Genomic DNA, 13,957 nt, shown 5'->3' on the forward strand with positions numbered 1-13,957 from the left:
TTCATGTAGTAAAATAACTACACGTATTAGTTAATAGAAAAGCCCTCAAAACTTAGTAAGTGTTGAGGGCGTAGATAAAAAATAGCAATTCTATAAACCAACATGATTTTCTTTTCCGAATGTATGTTGGTGAACTTTTTGACCTTATTAACATTGTTAACCGTTTTTTGAGAATTGATAATTTTAAAAAGATATAAAAAGGCATAATAAATTTACTGAATGTCTGTTGTGATGTATTGTTTAGATTTAAAATTTCTAAAAACACAGGTTCTACCCTACCGCTCACAGATACTTATTCCCGGATTTTGAATTTCTCTGTATCCGTATTAATATAAATAAAATCAAAGGCCTCCTGTAGGAAGCCTTCGAACACCAAATCACAAAATATTAATATGAAAAAATTTACTTATAAAGCTGTTGCAGTATAAGTTACTGTTTGAGTATAAGTTCCGGCCGGTTTACCTAAAATATCCGAAGATGATGATTTCGCCGCTGGAATTGTGTAATCCAGATTAAGAGTTAATGCGCTTCCAAGCGGAGCATTTGATACTAAAGTCTGATCCGTTGCAGATAAAACAACAGCGCTTTTTGTCCCGCCCATAGTTCCGGCAGCTGTAGCGGCTTTGATGGTCAGAACATTGACAGGGATTAAGTTGGTTCCGTTCATGAAATTTGCACCGCCTGCTTTTACTTTTACATTAAAGTTCTTCGTTGAAGTCACTTTCAAAGAGTTGGCTTTAGTAATTGTCTGATCAGAATTATAATCAGCCGCAGTAGCATAGTTAAAGTCAACCGTATTACCAATGGCAGTACTTCCCGCATCAATAGAGATGACATCGTTCAGGGTAATGTTTACCGTCGTGGTTGCGGTGGTATTCTGAGCGTGAACATTGTTAGTTCCTAAGATGAAGACTCCAATAGTTAAGGCTGCGATTGCTATTTGTTTTGTCATGATCGTATTGTTTAATTTTTATTCCTGTTTAATTGTTCTCTTTTGAACACTACAAATCTACAGCAGCAATAAAAGTTTCTTTGTAGTGGAAAATGGAAGTTCATGTAGTAAAATAACTACACGTATAGTTAATAGAAAAGCCCTCAGCACTTAGTAAGTGTTGAGGGCGTATATGAATTGCTGTTATTTCTATGATAAAGCTCTTTTTTGTAATTTTTCTTCAGGTCTTCACAAAAAATATTTATAGGCTGAAAAATAAGCTTTGGAAATATTGTTGCCAACTATCAAATTTACACATTCGGCAAGCTGAATTATCTAATTTTGTCGAGCAATGTAAGCCACCCATGTAAAACTTATTTTTTTAAATGCTTATAAATCTTTTTCATCTTAAATTTTCTTTGGATTGACAAATCTTTTGTTTTTGATAAAATCCATCCAGATATAATAAACACCATTGATCATTCCAAAGCCATCTTTGGCCACATTCAGCAAATTTTAAATCAAAACTTTTTTTAATGGTTTTTTTCTACTGAGATTTTAAACAACCTTTTAAAGAATTATAATTAATCATTTTTTGAGAATTTTCGCTTGATCTGAGCCTTCAAAGAAAAAATCAGAACTACATTTTGAATTTACTCCTGATACTGATATAGATCAAAAAAATATTTTTCATTAAAGGAGAATTTATTATCAGAAAATGAAAATAGCAAATGCTTGGGAAATTTTGAAAAACTATTTTCCTTTGAAATCTAGAAGAGCTTATGGTATTTAAAGTTAGAACCGATAGATAAATCTTACTTGCAGAAATAATAAAATTTTCACAAAGCTTTACGATGACTTGAAAAGCTGACTGTCGAAAAAGTGCATCTTCATATCAAGATTTTTATCATCCTTACTTGGGCTTTCTAACGAGATATTGTTTCTGATGATCTCTTCTAAAGTCACTGCCAGACATAGGGCGTCTATGATATCATCCTTTGCGACATCCATACGCTTGAATTTTTGAATGGCATTGTTATAAATAATATTGATACTTTGAGAAAATTGAGATAAGAGCAGCAAACGTTCCTGCTGACCCTCCGCAGTCTTTTTGCTAAACTCCATTGAAACCCTATGATTAAGATAATGGAATGCTACTTCTGGATGAGATTCTTTAATTCTCATCTGAAGTTTTTTATCCTGAAGCAACAGATAATCCAATTCTTTGATCTTAGAACAGATAAACCAGGTCTGTTTGGAAATTCCTTTTTGAAGGATCCTGCGATTGATCCGGTTTGCCATTTCATAAGTCTCAGCATAGACAGCCTCCCGGCAAGGGATCGGAAAGATACTTGATTTTCTTTGTGATGATAATTCCTTTCGAGCATCCGTTTCACAAGAACGCCCGATCATCTTATCTGGCAGACCGATAGGCATATCAATGAGAAAACGGGCATCTTCATCATAATGGGCAACCAGATCACTTAGCCTTTCAAAAAGCATAGCACACCGGTCACTTAGCGAAACAGCTATCCAGCCAGATCTGCAGCCGTCGATTCCTACTAATTTCAACATTCAAATTCTATCCCTCTGTTAAGAAAATCAACCAATGGTCTAGACGCTTCGAAAAATGAGATCACAGTTTTTGTGGAATCTTTTGACATCAATTCCTTTTGCGTAATTTTTTCTTTCGTACAAAAACCTTTCATTTTCAAAAATTCACCTGCAGGATGGTTCTCATCAAACTGCTTTGGAACATTTACAAGAGCTCCATCACCCTGTATTCCGGTCGGGAATTTTTTCTTAAATGAATCATCATCAATAATTGATTTAAAATCTTCATAATAATCAGCGACCTCTTGTCTGTAGCGGTCAAGTTCCGGCTTCTGAGGATTCCAAACGCCACCGCCCAAAAAGCAATTTCCGGGTTTGATGTAAAGGTAATATCCAGCCGTTACGCCGTGAAGTTGTTTTTTATTTAAGACCAAGTAGAAATCATCTTTATATGGCGGAGCATTCTTCGCAAATCTCATGTCACGGTTGATCCTCGTCATACATTTTCTTGCATCCAGCCTTGCGATCATAGGATCTATTTTGGAAAATTCATCAATTAAAGTTTGGACGTAGCTTACAAGACCTTCTTTCACTTCCTGATAACGTTCCTTGTTTTCAGTCATCCAGATTTTATTGTTATTGACGCTAAGATCCTTTAAAAATGAAAAAGTTTCTTGATTGATCATTTTGGTAATTTCTTCAAATTAACGAATTTATTTAGTTCTTAAAATTGACAAAAGTCAATTTAACTTTTGTCTTGTTCGACTAAGCGTTTCACTGGAGATGCCAATGTAGGAGGCAATAAATTTGAAAGGGACTCTTTTGATCAATTCGGGCTCTAAGACCAGAAGCTTCTGATATCGTCGGGTCGCTGATTCAGCCTGAAGGGTTTGTATGCGTTTTTCAAGGAAATTGACCTTTTTGACCTTCTCCCAAAAAACTGGAACAATTAAAAGTAGAGATTTTTAGGGAAGATTACATTCTTAGTTATTTGTTATAATTGGAGCGAGTTCCTTCTTTAACGCTTCAAACTCTTCTTTGCTCATCATATCAATTTCTAACAGTTCCTTCGCCTCTTTTAATTTTGCAATTGCTTCCTCTCTGGTCATTTTTCTGTTTTTCAAAAGAATTTCTCCAGACTCAATCCCTAACTCTGTATCCATTACGCTCAAATATTTATTTATTCCAAAAGCCCTTCCATTAATTTCTCCCAATACCATAACTACATATAAGGGTTTATTTTTACTGCCTCTATGATATGTTTTTATTTCATTTACAATGACTTTAGTATTCTTTAAACTGTTATCTGCCATATTCTGTGCATTACCACCCATTGCGGACATAACACTTCCAAAACCAGCTGGTCTTCCCAATTGTATAAATTCATAAGTTTTTTTTGAAGTACTTCTCGATTGTGCAGCACCTCCTCTTACTCCATTACCATAACTGCCTGAATACGTTCTTGTATTCATTTCTTCAGAAGTTGGAGATCCTAATATTAAAGTATCGCCAACCTTCACACTATTTTTAGTAGTTGTGATATATTCCTTGATCAATGCACCATTTTTAACATTGGTGAAAAAGTTGATATCTTGAGTATTTTCATAAGTCAATAAATCAATACTTTCTTGAGCTTTAATAGTGATTACTGATAAAAGAATAGAAAAAAAAGTGATTGTTGTTTTCATAGTGGTTATTTAAATATTTGTTTTTTTTGTAAATTATAATTTATTATGTTTAAAATGTGTATGAATAGGATTAATTGAACATCTTATTATATTCGTATTTCGCTATAAAGCGTTATATTAGAACCATAATCATTCAATAATACTTCTAAAATATCCCTTGGAGTTTACTATTGAATCAGATGGGTTGAATTTTATTTGCAATTCTATTTTCCCAAAAATACTATCTCCTTTTTTGTATTTAGATTTATCTAACGTTAATTTTTGCTTTTTTACAGTGTACCTTTCAGATTTGACAAAATCAAATAAACTTATATCATCAGTGTAAGATTCAGCTGATGTGAAAAAGAAATTTCTATATATATAAATATACTTATATTAACTCCCGAAAATCCATCTCCGCTATTAAAAATCAGAGAATAAATATTTTCAGATCTCGGACTTTTATTGATGCTTAAGTTGAAAGATACCGTATCATCTTTTTTTTCAAAAATTTCAAAATCTGTTCTTACTTTTGCAGGGTCAAATATTATAAAAGCATTGTTAAAAACTTTGGAATTTAGATTATTTATTCCCCTTGATTTTCCAATATTTTCATCAATATTTATCTTATTCCATTTTGAAAAAAAATAGACAATTCCAAAAATTGAAATAGCTAAAATTATCAAGAATGTATATTTTAAATTTTTCTTCAATGTTTATGTGGTTTTATGTATTTAGAAATAACATACAAATTTACGCATTACGAGAGTAAAAAAACATATGAGTGCTCATATATTCTAAACAATTCAGGATTACAGAGTGAAGAAAAATGTTCTGAAAGTTTTAATGAATCAAGTAGAACTTACTCTGTAGTAAAAATATCTGATTCAGCTCAATCGTTTTTTGAGATCTAATCATATTTGTATATCATAAGAAAATTTTAATTTTTTTTAAAAAAACTATTAAACGTGGAAAATCACAATTAATCCACTATTTCAATCCTTTTAAAGAAACTCCTGATAATTCGATTACTGCAATTTAATTGAAATCTAAACAGTAAAATCCAAAATTACAAGAAAACAAAATGTCTTTTCAGACTGATGATGCAGTTTTAAAATCTGTTTATCTTACTTTAAAGAAGCTACAAAAAAGTTCGATGCCTATCCAAAAATTGGTTATTGCTATCAATCAATTTATGCTTATTTTCACCAAAGGCTCAGATTATAAAATCCAAGCCTTAGCTTTTTAACTTACACACTTCGTGGGATAGTGTCTTTTTCAAAAATCAGAATGGTTGAAAAGGGAATTTACGGTTTCAAATATTCTTCATCCGTCACAGGCAATAGCCAGATTACAGGTTTCTTATCACTGTTTCCGATGGCCAGATGAGAAAGATGACTGTCAGCACTTGCGCCGTGCCAGTGCTCTACATTGGGTGGACATTTGATGACATCACCCTTTCGTAGGATTTTCTTTGCCTGCCCTCTTTCCTGATAATAACCCACCCCATCGGTAACCAGTAAAATCTGCCCTGCCGGATGTTTATGCCATCGGTTTCTTGAGCCCGGTTCGAAAGTGACATTGCCGACAGTTATTGGATTTTCAGAGTCATTCGTTACCAACATTTTTAGGTAAGCTGTTCCGGTAAAATTTTCGTTCTTTACTTTTTCGCCTTTTTCAAAAAGAGGTTTAGATTCTGATCCATCCGGGATTTGAGACTGCGATTTGAGCTGATTGAATGTAAGAGTAAGCAGACCAGCACTTAAAATCGCAAGAAATTGTATGTTTTTCATATTGTAACATTATTTTTTATTTATTTTGATTTAGCATTCTTCAAAACCTCTTTCAAAACAGATACAGCTGCTGCTGACTTTTCCTGACTGATTGTCGGAGTAATAATACTGATAAATTCGTTCAACTGTTCAGGCGACCAACCGACATTTAAAGAAATTCCCAAATGCGACTGAAGCATCGGGTCGGCATCGCCAATGGCAGCAATAATGGAAATGGTCACCAATTCTCTTTGTTGAAATGTCAAAACATCTCTTTCAAAAATATCTGCGAATAAATGTTCTTTTAAGAAAGTTTCAATGGCAGGCGCAAATGCAGAATATTCTGAAAGTTTATCGGGTTGCGGTGTGCCCGAAAGTTCACCTAATATCTTTTTCCCTCTTTCATACTTGGTTTCGTCATCGGCAATCGGCGAAGCTTCAGCTCCTGAAATATCTTTAATACCTTTAGTCTTTCGCTCTTCCACAACTCCCATAAAGGTCTGCAAACCTCTGATACTTCTTGGAAAACCGCAGTAAGCATAAGAATGAACAAGTATTTCTTTGATTTCATTGATGGTTAAGCCTGAATCAAGACCTGCATTGAAAGATGTTTTCAGTGCAGTCAGTTTTCCCTGCGCGGTGAAGGAAGAAATTCTGATAATGCTTTTATCTTTTAAATTTAATGATGAATTTGATCTTGACATATGCTGTGCTTTCAGATGATTGAAAAACAGTGAAATTCCCGTCAGTAAGACGATGCCAACTGTACATTTTATTCTCTTGATTTTTTCTTTTACTTTAAATATCATTTCAACTATTTTGTTTTATGCAAACCAATTTTGGTCAGCCATTCTCTGACTTTCTTTTCTGCCTCGATTCTCTTTTTACCTTCCATTACAAATAAAATCCCGTCACGTTCAATCCCGCCCTTCATGGTAAAACCATCCAATATTTTACTTCCCGGACTGAGTTCTTTTACTGTATCAAAGCTGCTTCCGATTCCGTACCCCGCATTGGTATTGAACGGAATGACTGTTTTCCCTTTTAAATCATACTGTTTCAAGAAACTTTTCATCGGCGGCGGCAGTTTCATTCCCCAGGTGGGAAAACCGATAAAGATGACATCATACTTTTCAATGTTTTCGATCTTTGTTTTCAGCGGTGGCAGAAATCCGGATCCGTTTTCTTTTGAAACCTGGTCTACAATAGACTTATAGTTTTCCGGATAAGGATTCTGAAGTTCAAGTTCAACCAAATCGCCACCTGCATTTTTCTGAATGATCTCTCCAATGGTTTTGGTGTTCTTGGTTCGGGATAAATAAACAATCAGCACTTTTTTATCTTTTAATAATCCTTTCTGTTCGGTTTCCTGAGCTTTTGAGCAAGAAAAAAAACATAGAATTGATAATATGAATAAGACGAATTTCTGCATTACAGGTGATTTAAATGATTAATTGCATAATGTGCATCTATATTTTTGTTTTACTTCAGTAAGTGTAGACGACTTTGTTCAGAATAAAATTTTGAGTGTTGATGTCAAATATCTTTGTTCAGCGTTGTATTTAATTTAAACAAAAAGTTCCGCAAACTGCCTTAGATTAAGGTAAAACAAAGGCACTTCGTTTAATCAGGAAATACAAAGTTTTAAATTTTAATTTATTGTATCATTTTTTCTAAATGCACAACAGGTTACTAATCTAATTTTTTATCCTTCAGCCATCGGCTCATCAAATCGGCCACCTGAAGATTATTTAAATCTGAAAAAGGGAAATGCGTATTGCCTTTCAAACCAACATCGGGAAGGTGAACAACGGTTACATCACCTCCATATTTATTAACCGCGTCGCGCCATAATCGCGCCATTTGCAATCGTGCTCTCCAACCGTCAGCTCCTGAATTTTCTGAATATTTTTCAGGAATATTGTCACCGTAATAAATGATAATCGGGATTTTGGTCAGTTTCAGAAAATCTTCTTTTGAAACCGGAGAAGCTTCAAGTGCACCCGCAGAACTTGCAATAGGTTTGGGCAATTCGCCTTCAGGAAACAGAAAACCACTTCCCGGCTCGTAAGAAACGATGCCTTTAATATTTTGATTTTTAATGGCGGTCAACCAGCCCATTCCCCCTGAGTGAGAATGCGTCACCAAAACTCCCGCTCCTATTTTATTGAATAACGCTGATGCTGCATCGGTGGTCACCTTACTGTCAATCGTCCCAATATTGGGCGTCATTGAACGGAAATATTGATTCAGCGTGGCAGAATCTTTGGCAAACTGTACACCATCGTAATATTTCGGCCACAATCCCACACGGAAAACATTGAACCAATTTTGCTCATCCGGAGTAGGTTCAATGGCAGATGCTACGGTACTTCTTCCCGCATTTCCCCTTCTTGGCTGGTCCATTATGTAAACAGGGAAATTCCTGCGCAAAAAGATATTCTGAAAACCCTCACGTCCGTCCGGAGTTGTCTCCCAGGTTTTTGAGAACTGTCCGATTCCGTGCCACATCACCAATGGATATTTCCTTGCTTTCACAGGGATCTGATAAAAAACGTAAGCGTGGTCGCCACGGAAAGTCTGTCCTTCGGCAGTTGGTTTTTGCGGATTGAATATTCCCGGGCTTTTGATAACCGTTCCACCAACGGCAAAACTTCCCTGCTCTGCAATCATCAAAGGTTTCCGCTCTGTGTTTTTCTGAGCCTGGACAGCTGTACCCGAAAATATTATTAAACAAATTAAACTTAAAAATGGTAACGTCTTATTTCTCATATTTATTTCTTTTCCGGTGTCATTGTTTTGGTGAATGAAAGTGAACCTAATTTCCAGCTTCCGTTCTTTTTCACAAACACTTCCGTCACGATAAACGGATTGATTACTTCATTTCCGCCAACAACAGCAGTTAAATCCATATTGGTCAGAATAATAGCGGTGTTCTCAATAATATTGACAGATGTTTCGTGGATGTCTGCTTTTTTGTACCAGATTCTGCCGCTTTTAATCACATCCAGCTCCTGCTGCTTTCCCCATGAACCGCCCATATGCACGAAAACCGAATTTTCATCAAACAGTTTCTCCAGTTTTTTGACATCTCTGGAAGACATCCAGCCCCATTTATCTTTAGAAAGCCGGATGATTTCCTCTTCGGATTTTGCTTCTTTTTTGACCATTGTTTCCACTTTTTTCTCCTGTGCGAATGAACAGGCAGAACTTGTTGACAGGATTATTATGAAGAGTAATACTTTCATTTTTTGACTTTAAATTAAATTTCACCTGGTACTTTCCAATATTATTTCACAGCTTTATTATATTCTTCATCAGTTACAGGTTCAAGCCAAATATTTTTATTGGTTTGAGGATTACAGGTGACACCGATGTGAGAAAACCAGCTGTCAGGAGCTGCTCCATGCCAATGTTCTACATCCGCCGGTATTTCCACGATGTCGCCCGCTTCCAATCTTTGGGCCGGCTGATTTCTTTCCTGATAATATCCCGAACCACCCACGCAGATGAGAATCTGTCCGCCTGTATGTGCGTGCCAGTTGTTGCGGCAACCCGGCTCGAAAGTCACATTGGCCATCGGTACATTCAAATCACTGTTACTTGTAAGCGCAGCCAGATAGGATTTCCCTGAAAAATACTGTTCGAATGCCGTGTTGTTTTCGCCTGTCGGAAAGGCGCTTATTTTTGGAATGTCTGTTTCCATTTTACTTCTTTATTTTGATTAATTTAATAATGTGATTACTTTTTCAACGGTGCTTCTACATCCGAAAACTGCTGCACGGAATGCGGTAGTCTTTCGCCTGCAATTTTTACAGCATCAATTGCCGTATTGAATTCTTTAAATTCTGTATTGGTGAATTTTATTTTATCCGCACCTAAATTATCGAGCATATTCGACATTTGGGTCGTTCCCGGAATCGGTACAATCCAGGATTTCTGATGAAGAAGCCAGGCCAAAGATATTTGAGCAGGCGTCGCCTCTTTGTTCTCGCTCCATTCTTTCAGAACTTTGACTAATTTTAAATTTTGCTGAATATTTTCGGGAGAAAAACGGGTTTCATTTCCACGGATATCGCCTTGAGCAAAACGGGTATTTTCATCAACAGCTCCGGTCAAAAAGCCAACGCCCAACGGACTCCAGGGAACAAAACCAATACCCAGTTCCTCACAAAGCGGAATAATTTTCTGTTCAGGTCCGCGCCACAACAATGAATACTCATTTTGAATCGCTGTTACAGGATGGATTTTATGCGCTCTTCTCACGGTTTCTACGCCCGGTTCTGAAAGTCCGTAATGCAGAATTTTTCCTTCTTTTATTAAATCTTTGATGGCTCCGACCACATCTTCAATCGGAACTTTGGGGTCTACCCGGTGTTGATACAACAAATCAATTCTGTCGGTTTTAAGGCGTTTCAACATTCCTTCGACCACCAATTTAATATGTTCCGGTTTGCTGTTCAATCCCGGCAAACGTTTTCCTGTTTCCTGGTCGATGTTCCAGCCATATTTGGTTTCGATGACAATTTTATTGCGAAAAGAAGAAGTGGCTTCTCCCAAGATTTTCTCGCATTCAAAAGGTCCGTAAGCTTCTGCTGTATCAAAAAGTGTCACACCGTTATCAAATGCTTTCTGAATAATCCGGTGCATTTCTTTTCGGTTCGGAATCGTAGTCTGGTAGGTACGGCTCATATTCTGAACTCCCAATCCGATACTGGAAACTTCTAAAGATTTTCCTAATTTCCTTCGACCGGAAAGCAAATATTTGTCTTCCCCTGGATTATTACTATCTGATGTTGCTGCTTTTGCTACATTTTCAAAAGGTAACAGTGCAGTTCCGGCAGCGGCCAGTCCGATGGTTTTTAAAATTTCTCTCCTATCCATTTTACTTTTTTTAAATGATGGCTCAATTTTACAAATCCAGTTTTCTCTCGCTCAGCCATTTGACCATATCCGGGTCCCTGTGGTCGAAAAATAAACTTGCATTGGTATCTAAACTGGAAATTTGCTGCATTTCATCTGCTGATAATTCGAAATCAAAAATGTCAAAGTTTTCTGCCATTCTTTCTTTTCGAACTGATTTTGGAATCGCCACAACACCTCTTTGCGTCAGCCAACGCAGAATAACCTGAGCCACGGATTTATTGTTTTTAGCAGCTATCGATGTTAAAGTTTCATTTTTGAAAATATCATTTTTACCTTCAGCGAATGGTCCCCAGGATTCAATCTGAATCTTATTTTCCTCAAGAAATTTCTGTGTTTCCATCTGCTGGTGAAATGGATGCGTTTCGATTTGATTGACAGCCGGAGTAAATCCACCGTTCGAAATTAAATCTGCAATTCTGTCGGGATGAAAATTGGAAACTCCAACCGCTCTTATTTTTCCCTGAAAATACAATTCCTGCATCGCTCTCCAGGAACCGAAAACGTCACCATACGGCTGATGAATTAAATATAAATCGAGGTATTCTACCTGTAATTTATTAAGTGATTTTTCAAACGCTTTCAAGGTGTTTTCATAGCCTGCATCCTGAATCCAAAGTTTTGTAGTGATGAATAATTCTTCTCTCGCAACTCCACTTTTTCTGACTGCACTGCCTACCGCTTCTTCGTTTCCATAAGATGCGGCGGTATCAATTAATCTGTATCCTGTTTCTATAGCATCAATCACTGCTTTTTCACATTCTGCCAAGTCAGGAACCTGAAAGACGCCGAAACCTAAAACCGGCATCTCCACACCGTTGTTTAATATTACTTTTTGCATAATTTAGAATTTGTTATTAAAAAGCGATTACCCGGATAATCAACTTACTATGCAAATTTCCGTCCTTGTGACGAACCATCGTGTAGATGAATTACGGAATTACCTACCAATATTACAGATATGCTAAGTGGTAGTGAAAAGGCATTCATTTTATATTTAGATTTGTATAAGAAAATGAAAATGCTATGAGTAATTCTGTCAATTTTGAAACCGTTAATGATTATAATCAATTTAATAATCACGAGACTCTGCATCCTCTGGTAAGCGTGATTGATTTCTCAAAGGCTCACAGGAGAACAGGTTCTAAAATGAATTTCAATCTCTACTGCATTTTTCTGAAAGACGTTAAATGTGGCGATTTAAAATATGGTCGGGCAACTTATGATTATCAGGAAGGAACTTTGGTTTTCGTGTCTCCCGGACAGGTTGTGGATGTTGAAAATAAAGTTGACATTTATCAGCCGATGGGACACGGATTGGTTTTTCATCCGGATTTAATTAAAGGAACTCCGCTTGCCAAAAGTATTTCTGAGTATGGTTTTTTCAGTTATCAGAATAATGAAGCGTTGCATTTATCTTCAAAAGAACAACAGCTGGTTTTGGAATGTTTTGCTAAAATTCAGTCAGAACTTGAGCAGTCTGTGGACAAACACAGCAAGAAACTGATTGCTTCCAACATCGAACTTTTCCTGAATTATTGTGAGCGATTTTATGACCGACAGTTTATCACGAGAGAAAATGTCAACAAAGGGATCCTTGAGAAATTTGAAGAATTGCTGAACAGCTATTTTACTTCAGAAAAACCAAACAGTTTCGGATTGCCATCTGTCGCTTACTGTGCGGATGAGCTTAATCTGTCTCCTAATTATTTTGGTGATTTAATTAAAAAAGAAACCGGGAAAACAGCGCAGGAATACATCCAGAATAAAATTATTGATGTTGCGAAGGAAAGAGTTTTTGATGCTGATAAGTCTATCAGTCAGATTGCGTATGATTTGGGGTTTAAATATCCGCAGCATCTTACGAGATTGTTTAAGCAAAGGGTTGGTTATACTCCGAATGAGTACAGAAATTTGAATTAATCATACAGCATTTCAAAAAAATAATTTGTAATCGGCTCTGCAGGACATAAGACTAATCAGGTCAAAAGAATTTTTAAGTTTCCCAGACCTGATTAATGCAATTTATAATCCGCTGAAGCTGTCAACTGGTCAATTTACTGAAATTTTAAAATCTTTGAGTCCAATTATAGCTTCCAGGACTCCTGAAACAGCAACTATCCTTTTAAGTGCATTTGTTGTTACAAAACATTTTCCAAATTCACCTGTATTATCATCTTAATTGCCCGAGGACTTACCGGTTTTTCTGATCAAAGCCGATAAACTGTTAAGAGTAATAAAATTTCATACCCTAAAGCAGATAGCCAATAAACGCTCCTGCAGCTTTCCAGTCCCTGTTGAGATCGTTAATGACATAGTTTCCGGTGATTTCCAACATTAAACATCCTGAAATAGCATTGGCTGAAATCATTTCCTTCGACTGATAATCAGGAATATTCAATGAATATTCATCATGAATAAGAGGTAATTTTCCCTGACTTGTAGAATTTTCATTAATAATGATGTCTAACACTTCCTGGAAATAATGAGCCATTAATTTCGACCCCTGAAATTCAAGTTCTCTTTTCAGTTCGACAATTTCATCCCGGGTTATAAGATTGGATACTGCATTCACATCTACATTATGAACTGCATATAAGGCTTCTCCCGTATTGGATGTTACGATTGTAATATCTGTTTTCAAGATACATTTTGATTTTTCAAGATTTACGGTAAGAAATTGAGAGTCGTTCTCTGGTTCTGCTATATCACTGAGGCTGCTAAATGGAAGAATTCTTACATTGCAGAATAGACTCTGCTGTTCCTCAAGTTTAATCATAATAACCACAATCCCCATTGATTTTGTTTTAGGTTCAATCACAAATGACTGGTAATCATTGTATCTTTTTCCTCTATTGATACAGATCACCTGTCTTATACAGGGTTGGATATTAACATCTGATGTAGCCAGGGAGACAATAACACGGTCGTAGTTATTTTCTGGCCTTTTCCTACTGAAATAGTCAGTATCACTGTTTCTGATAAGATAAAGGCTGTTTTCCAATTCCTTTAATGAGCGTAGGTTTAAAATTTTCGCTGGTTTTAGTACGCTTGAATAATTCATGTTTTAATTCTTGTTAAATTGTTGTTTTTAATCTTTATGTCCTGAT

Annotated in this window: 15 protein-coding genes and 1 pseudogene; 2 read left to right on the forward strand and 14 right to left on the reverse strand. The window is 36.1% G+C overall.

Annotated elements, in window-relative coordinates:
* Nucleotides 1-406 precede the first annotated feature (406 nt).
* The 5 genes from AC2A07_RS12730 to AC2A07_RS12750 form a co-directional block, all read right to left on the reverse strand.
* Nucleotides 407-952 carry a peptidoglycan-binding protein LysM gene (locus tag AC2A07_RS12730; protein ID WP_314498193.1) on the reverse strand — a complete coding sequence of 182 codons (546 nt, stop codon included), beginning with the start codon at nt 950-952 and terminating at the stop codon, nt 407-409.
* Nucleotides 953-1,780: 828 nt separating this feature from the next.
* Nucleotides 1,781-2,506 (reverse strand): DUF429 domain-containing protein, encoded by a 726-nt coding sequence (locus tag AC2A07_RS12735; protein WP_484050730.1) that lies wholly within the window; start codon nt 2,504-2,506, stop codon nt 1,781-1,783.
* On the reverse strand, nt 2,500-3,171 hold the full coding sequence (locus tag AC2A07_RS12740; protein WP_484050731.1) for a DUF2461 domain-containing protein: 672 nt from the start codon (nt 3,169-3,171) through the stop codon (nt 2,500-2,502). The genes AC2A07_RS12735 and AC2A07_RS12740 overlap by 7 nt, the downstream gene beginning before the upstream one ends.
* Before the next feature lie 297 nt (nt 3,172-3,468).
* Nucleotides 3,469-4,173: a hypothetical protein gene (locus AC2A07_RS12745; RefSeq protein WP_484050732.1), complete on the reverse strand. Its 705-nt coding sequence runs from the start codon at nt 4,171-4,173 to the stop codon at nt 3,469-3,471.
* Nucleotides 4,174-4,481: 308 nt separating this feature from the next.
* Entirely contained in the window at nt 4,482-4,865 is a 384-nt protein-coding gene (locus AC2A07_RS12750) for a hypothetical protein (protein WP_484050733.1), read from the reverse strand.
* 333 nt (nt 4,866-5,198) lie between these two features.
* On the opposite strand from AC2A07_RS12750, the pseudogene AC2A07_RS12755 reads away from it, so the two are divergent.
* Nucleotides 5,199-5,401 (forward strand): annotated as a pseudogene (locus tag AC2A07_RS12755) (hypothetical protein); the annotation flags it as partial.
* A 58-nt stretch (nt 5,402-5,459) separates the two neighbouring features.
* Here AC2A07_RS12755 and AC2A07_RS12760 read toward each other — a convergent pair.
* From AC2A07_RS12760 to AC2A07_RS12795, 8 genes are all read right to left on the reverse strand, one after another.
* Nucleotides 5,460-5,945, reverse strand: coding sequence for a (R)-mandelonitrile lyase (locus AC2A07_RS12760; protein WP_484050734.1), 486 nt, complete (start codon nt 5,943-5,945; stop codon nt 5,460-5,462).
* Between the two features lie 20 nt (nt 5,946-5,965).
* Nucleotides 5,966-6,733 (reverse strand): carboxymuconolactone decarboxylase family protein, encoded by a 768-nt coding sequence (locus AC2A07_RS12765; protein ID WP_484050735.1) that lies wholly within the window; start codon nt 6,731-6,733, stop codon nt 5,966-5,968.
* A 5-nt stretch (nt 6,734-6,738) separates the two neighbouring features.
* Nucleotides 6,739-7,356 (reverse strand): flavodoxin, encoded by a 618-nt coding sequence (locus AC2A07_RS12770; protein WP_484050736.1) that lies wholly within the window; start codon nt 7,354-7,356, stop codon nt 6,739-6,741.
* A gap of 260 nt (nt 7,357-7,616) precedes the next feature.
* Nucleotides 7,617-8,696 carry an alpha/beta hydrolase gene (locus AC2A07_RS12775; RefSeq protein WP_484050737.1) on the reverse strand — a complete coding sequence of 360 codons (1,080 nt, stop codon included), beginning with the start codon at nt 8,694-8,696 and terminating at the stop codon, nt 7,617-7,619.
* A gap of 2 nt (nt 8,697-8,698) precedes the next feature.
* Complete coding sequence (locus AC2A07_RS12780; RefSeq protein WP_484050738.1) at nt 8,699-9,172, reverse strand: nuclear transport factor 2 family protein; 474 nt, start codon at nt 9,170-9,172, stop codon at nt 8,699-8,701.
* Nucleotides 9,173-9,213: 41 nt separating this feature from the next.
* The gene (locus AC2A07_RS12785) at nt 9,214-9,630 is read right to left on the reverse strand and encodes a cupin domain-containing protein (RefSeq protein ID WP_314499116.1); all 417 of its coding nucleotides are present in this window, start codon (nt 9,628-9,630) and stop codon (nt 9,214-9,216) included.
* A 35-nt stretch (nt 9,631-9,665) separates the two neighbouring features.
* Complete coding sequence (locus AC2A07_RS12790; RefSeq protein WP_484050739.1) at nt 9,666-10,808, reverse strand: aldo/keto reductase; 1,143 nt, start codon at nt 10,806-10,808, stop codon at nt 9,666-9,668.
* A 28-nt stretch (nt 10,809-10,836) separates the two neighbouring features.
* Nucleotides 10,837-11,688, reverse strand: a complete 852-nt coding sequence (locus AC2A07_RS12795; RefSeq protein ID WP_484050740.1) for an aldo/keto reductase — start codon at nt 11,686-11,688, stop codon at nt 10,837-10,839.
* Nucleotides 11,689-11,873: 185 nt separating this feature from the next.
* On the opposite strand from AC2A07_RS12795, the gene AC2A07_RS12800 reads away from it, so the two are divergent.
* Nucleotides 11,874-12,770, forward strand: a complete 897-nt coding sequence (locus AC2A07_RS12800) for a helix-turn-helix domain-containing protein (RefSeq protein WP_484050741.1) — start codon at nt 11,874-11,876, stop codon at nt 12,768-12,770.
* A gap of 328 nt (nt 12,771-13,098) precedes the next feature.
* On the opposite strand, the gene AC2A07_RS12805 is transcribed toward AC2A07_RS12800, so the two are convergent.
* Nucleotides 13,099-13,911 (reverse strand): hypothetical protein, encoded by an 813-nt coding sequence (locus AC2A07_RS12805; protein ID WP_484050742.1) that lies wholly within the window; start codon nt 13,909-13,911, stop codon nt 13,099-13,101.
* Nucleotides 13,912-13,957: the final 46 nt, after the last annotated feature.

The organism is Chryseobacterium sp. HNCC26DJ238, assembly GCF_057180465.1.

What these genes read in the sequence shown, in the direction of transcription:
- AC2A07_RS12735 (WP_484050730.1), bottom strand. Translation starts at nt 2,506, where the DNA reads ATGTTGAAATTAGTAGGAATCGACGGCTGCAGATCTGGCTGGATAGCT.
- AC2A07_RS12775 (WP_484050737.1), bottom strand. Translation starts at nt 8,696, where the DNA reads ATGAGAAATAAGACGTTACCATTTTTAAGTTTAATTTGTTTAATAATA.
- AC2A07_RS12785 (WP_314499116.1), bottom strand. Translation starts at nt 9,630, where the DNA reads ATGGAAACAGACATTCCAAAAATAAGCGCCTTTCCGACAGGCGAAAAC.
- AC2A07_RS12790 (WP_484050739.1), bottom strand. Translation starts at nt 10,808, where the DNA reads ATGGATAGGAGAGAAATTTTAAAAACCATCGGACTGGCCGCTGCCGGA.
- AC2A07_RS12795 (WP_484050740.1), bottom strand. Translation starts at nt 11,688, where the DNA reads ATGCAAAAAGTAATATTAAACAACGGTGTGGAGATGCCGGTTTTAGGT.
- AC2A07_RS12800 (WP_484050741.1), top strand. Translation starts at nt 11,874, where the DNA reads ATGAGTAATTCTGTCAATTTTGAAACCGTTAATGATTATAATCAATTT.
- AC2A07_RS12770 (WP_484050736.1), bottom strand. Translation starts at nt 7,356, where the DNA reads ATGCAGAAATTCGTCTTATTCATATTATCAATTCTATGTTTTTTTTCT.
- AC2A07_RS12745 (WP_484050732.1), bottom strand. Translation starts at nt 4,173, where the DNA reads ATGAAAACAACAATCACTTTTTTTTCTATTCTTTTATCAGTAATCACT.
- AC2A07_RS12740 (WP_484050731.1), bottom strand. Translation starts at nt 3,171, where the DNA reads ATGATCAATCAAGAAACTTTTTCATTTTTAAAGGATCTTAGCGTCAAT.
- AC2A07_RS12760 (WP_484050734.1), bottom strand. Translation starts at nt 5,945, where the DNA reads ATGAAAAACATACAATTTCTTGCGATTTTAAGTGCTGGTCTGCTTACT.
- AC2A07_RS12730 (WP_314498193.1), bottom strand. Translation starts at nt 952, where the DNA reads ATGACAAAACAAATAGCAATCGCAGCCTTAACTATTGGAGTCTTCATC.
- AC2A07_RS12780 (WP_484050738.1), bottom strand. Translation starts at nt 9,172, where the DNA reads ATGAAAGTATTACTCTTCATAATAATCCTGTCAACAAGTTCTGCCTGT.
- AC2A07_RS12765 (WP_484050735.1), bottom strand. Translation starts at nt 6,733, where the DNA reads ATGATATTTAAAGTAAAAGAAAAAATCAAGAGAATAAAATGTACAGTT.
- AC2A07_RS12805 (WP_484050742.1), bottom strand. Translation starts at nt 13,911, where the DNA reads ATGAATTATTCAAGCGTACTAAAACCAGCGAAAATTTTAAACCTACGC.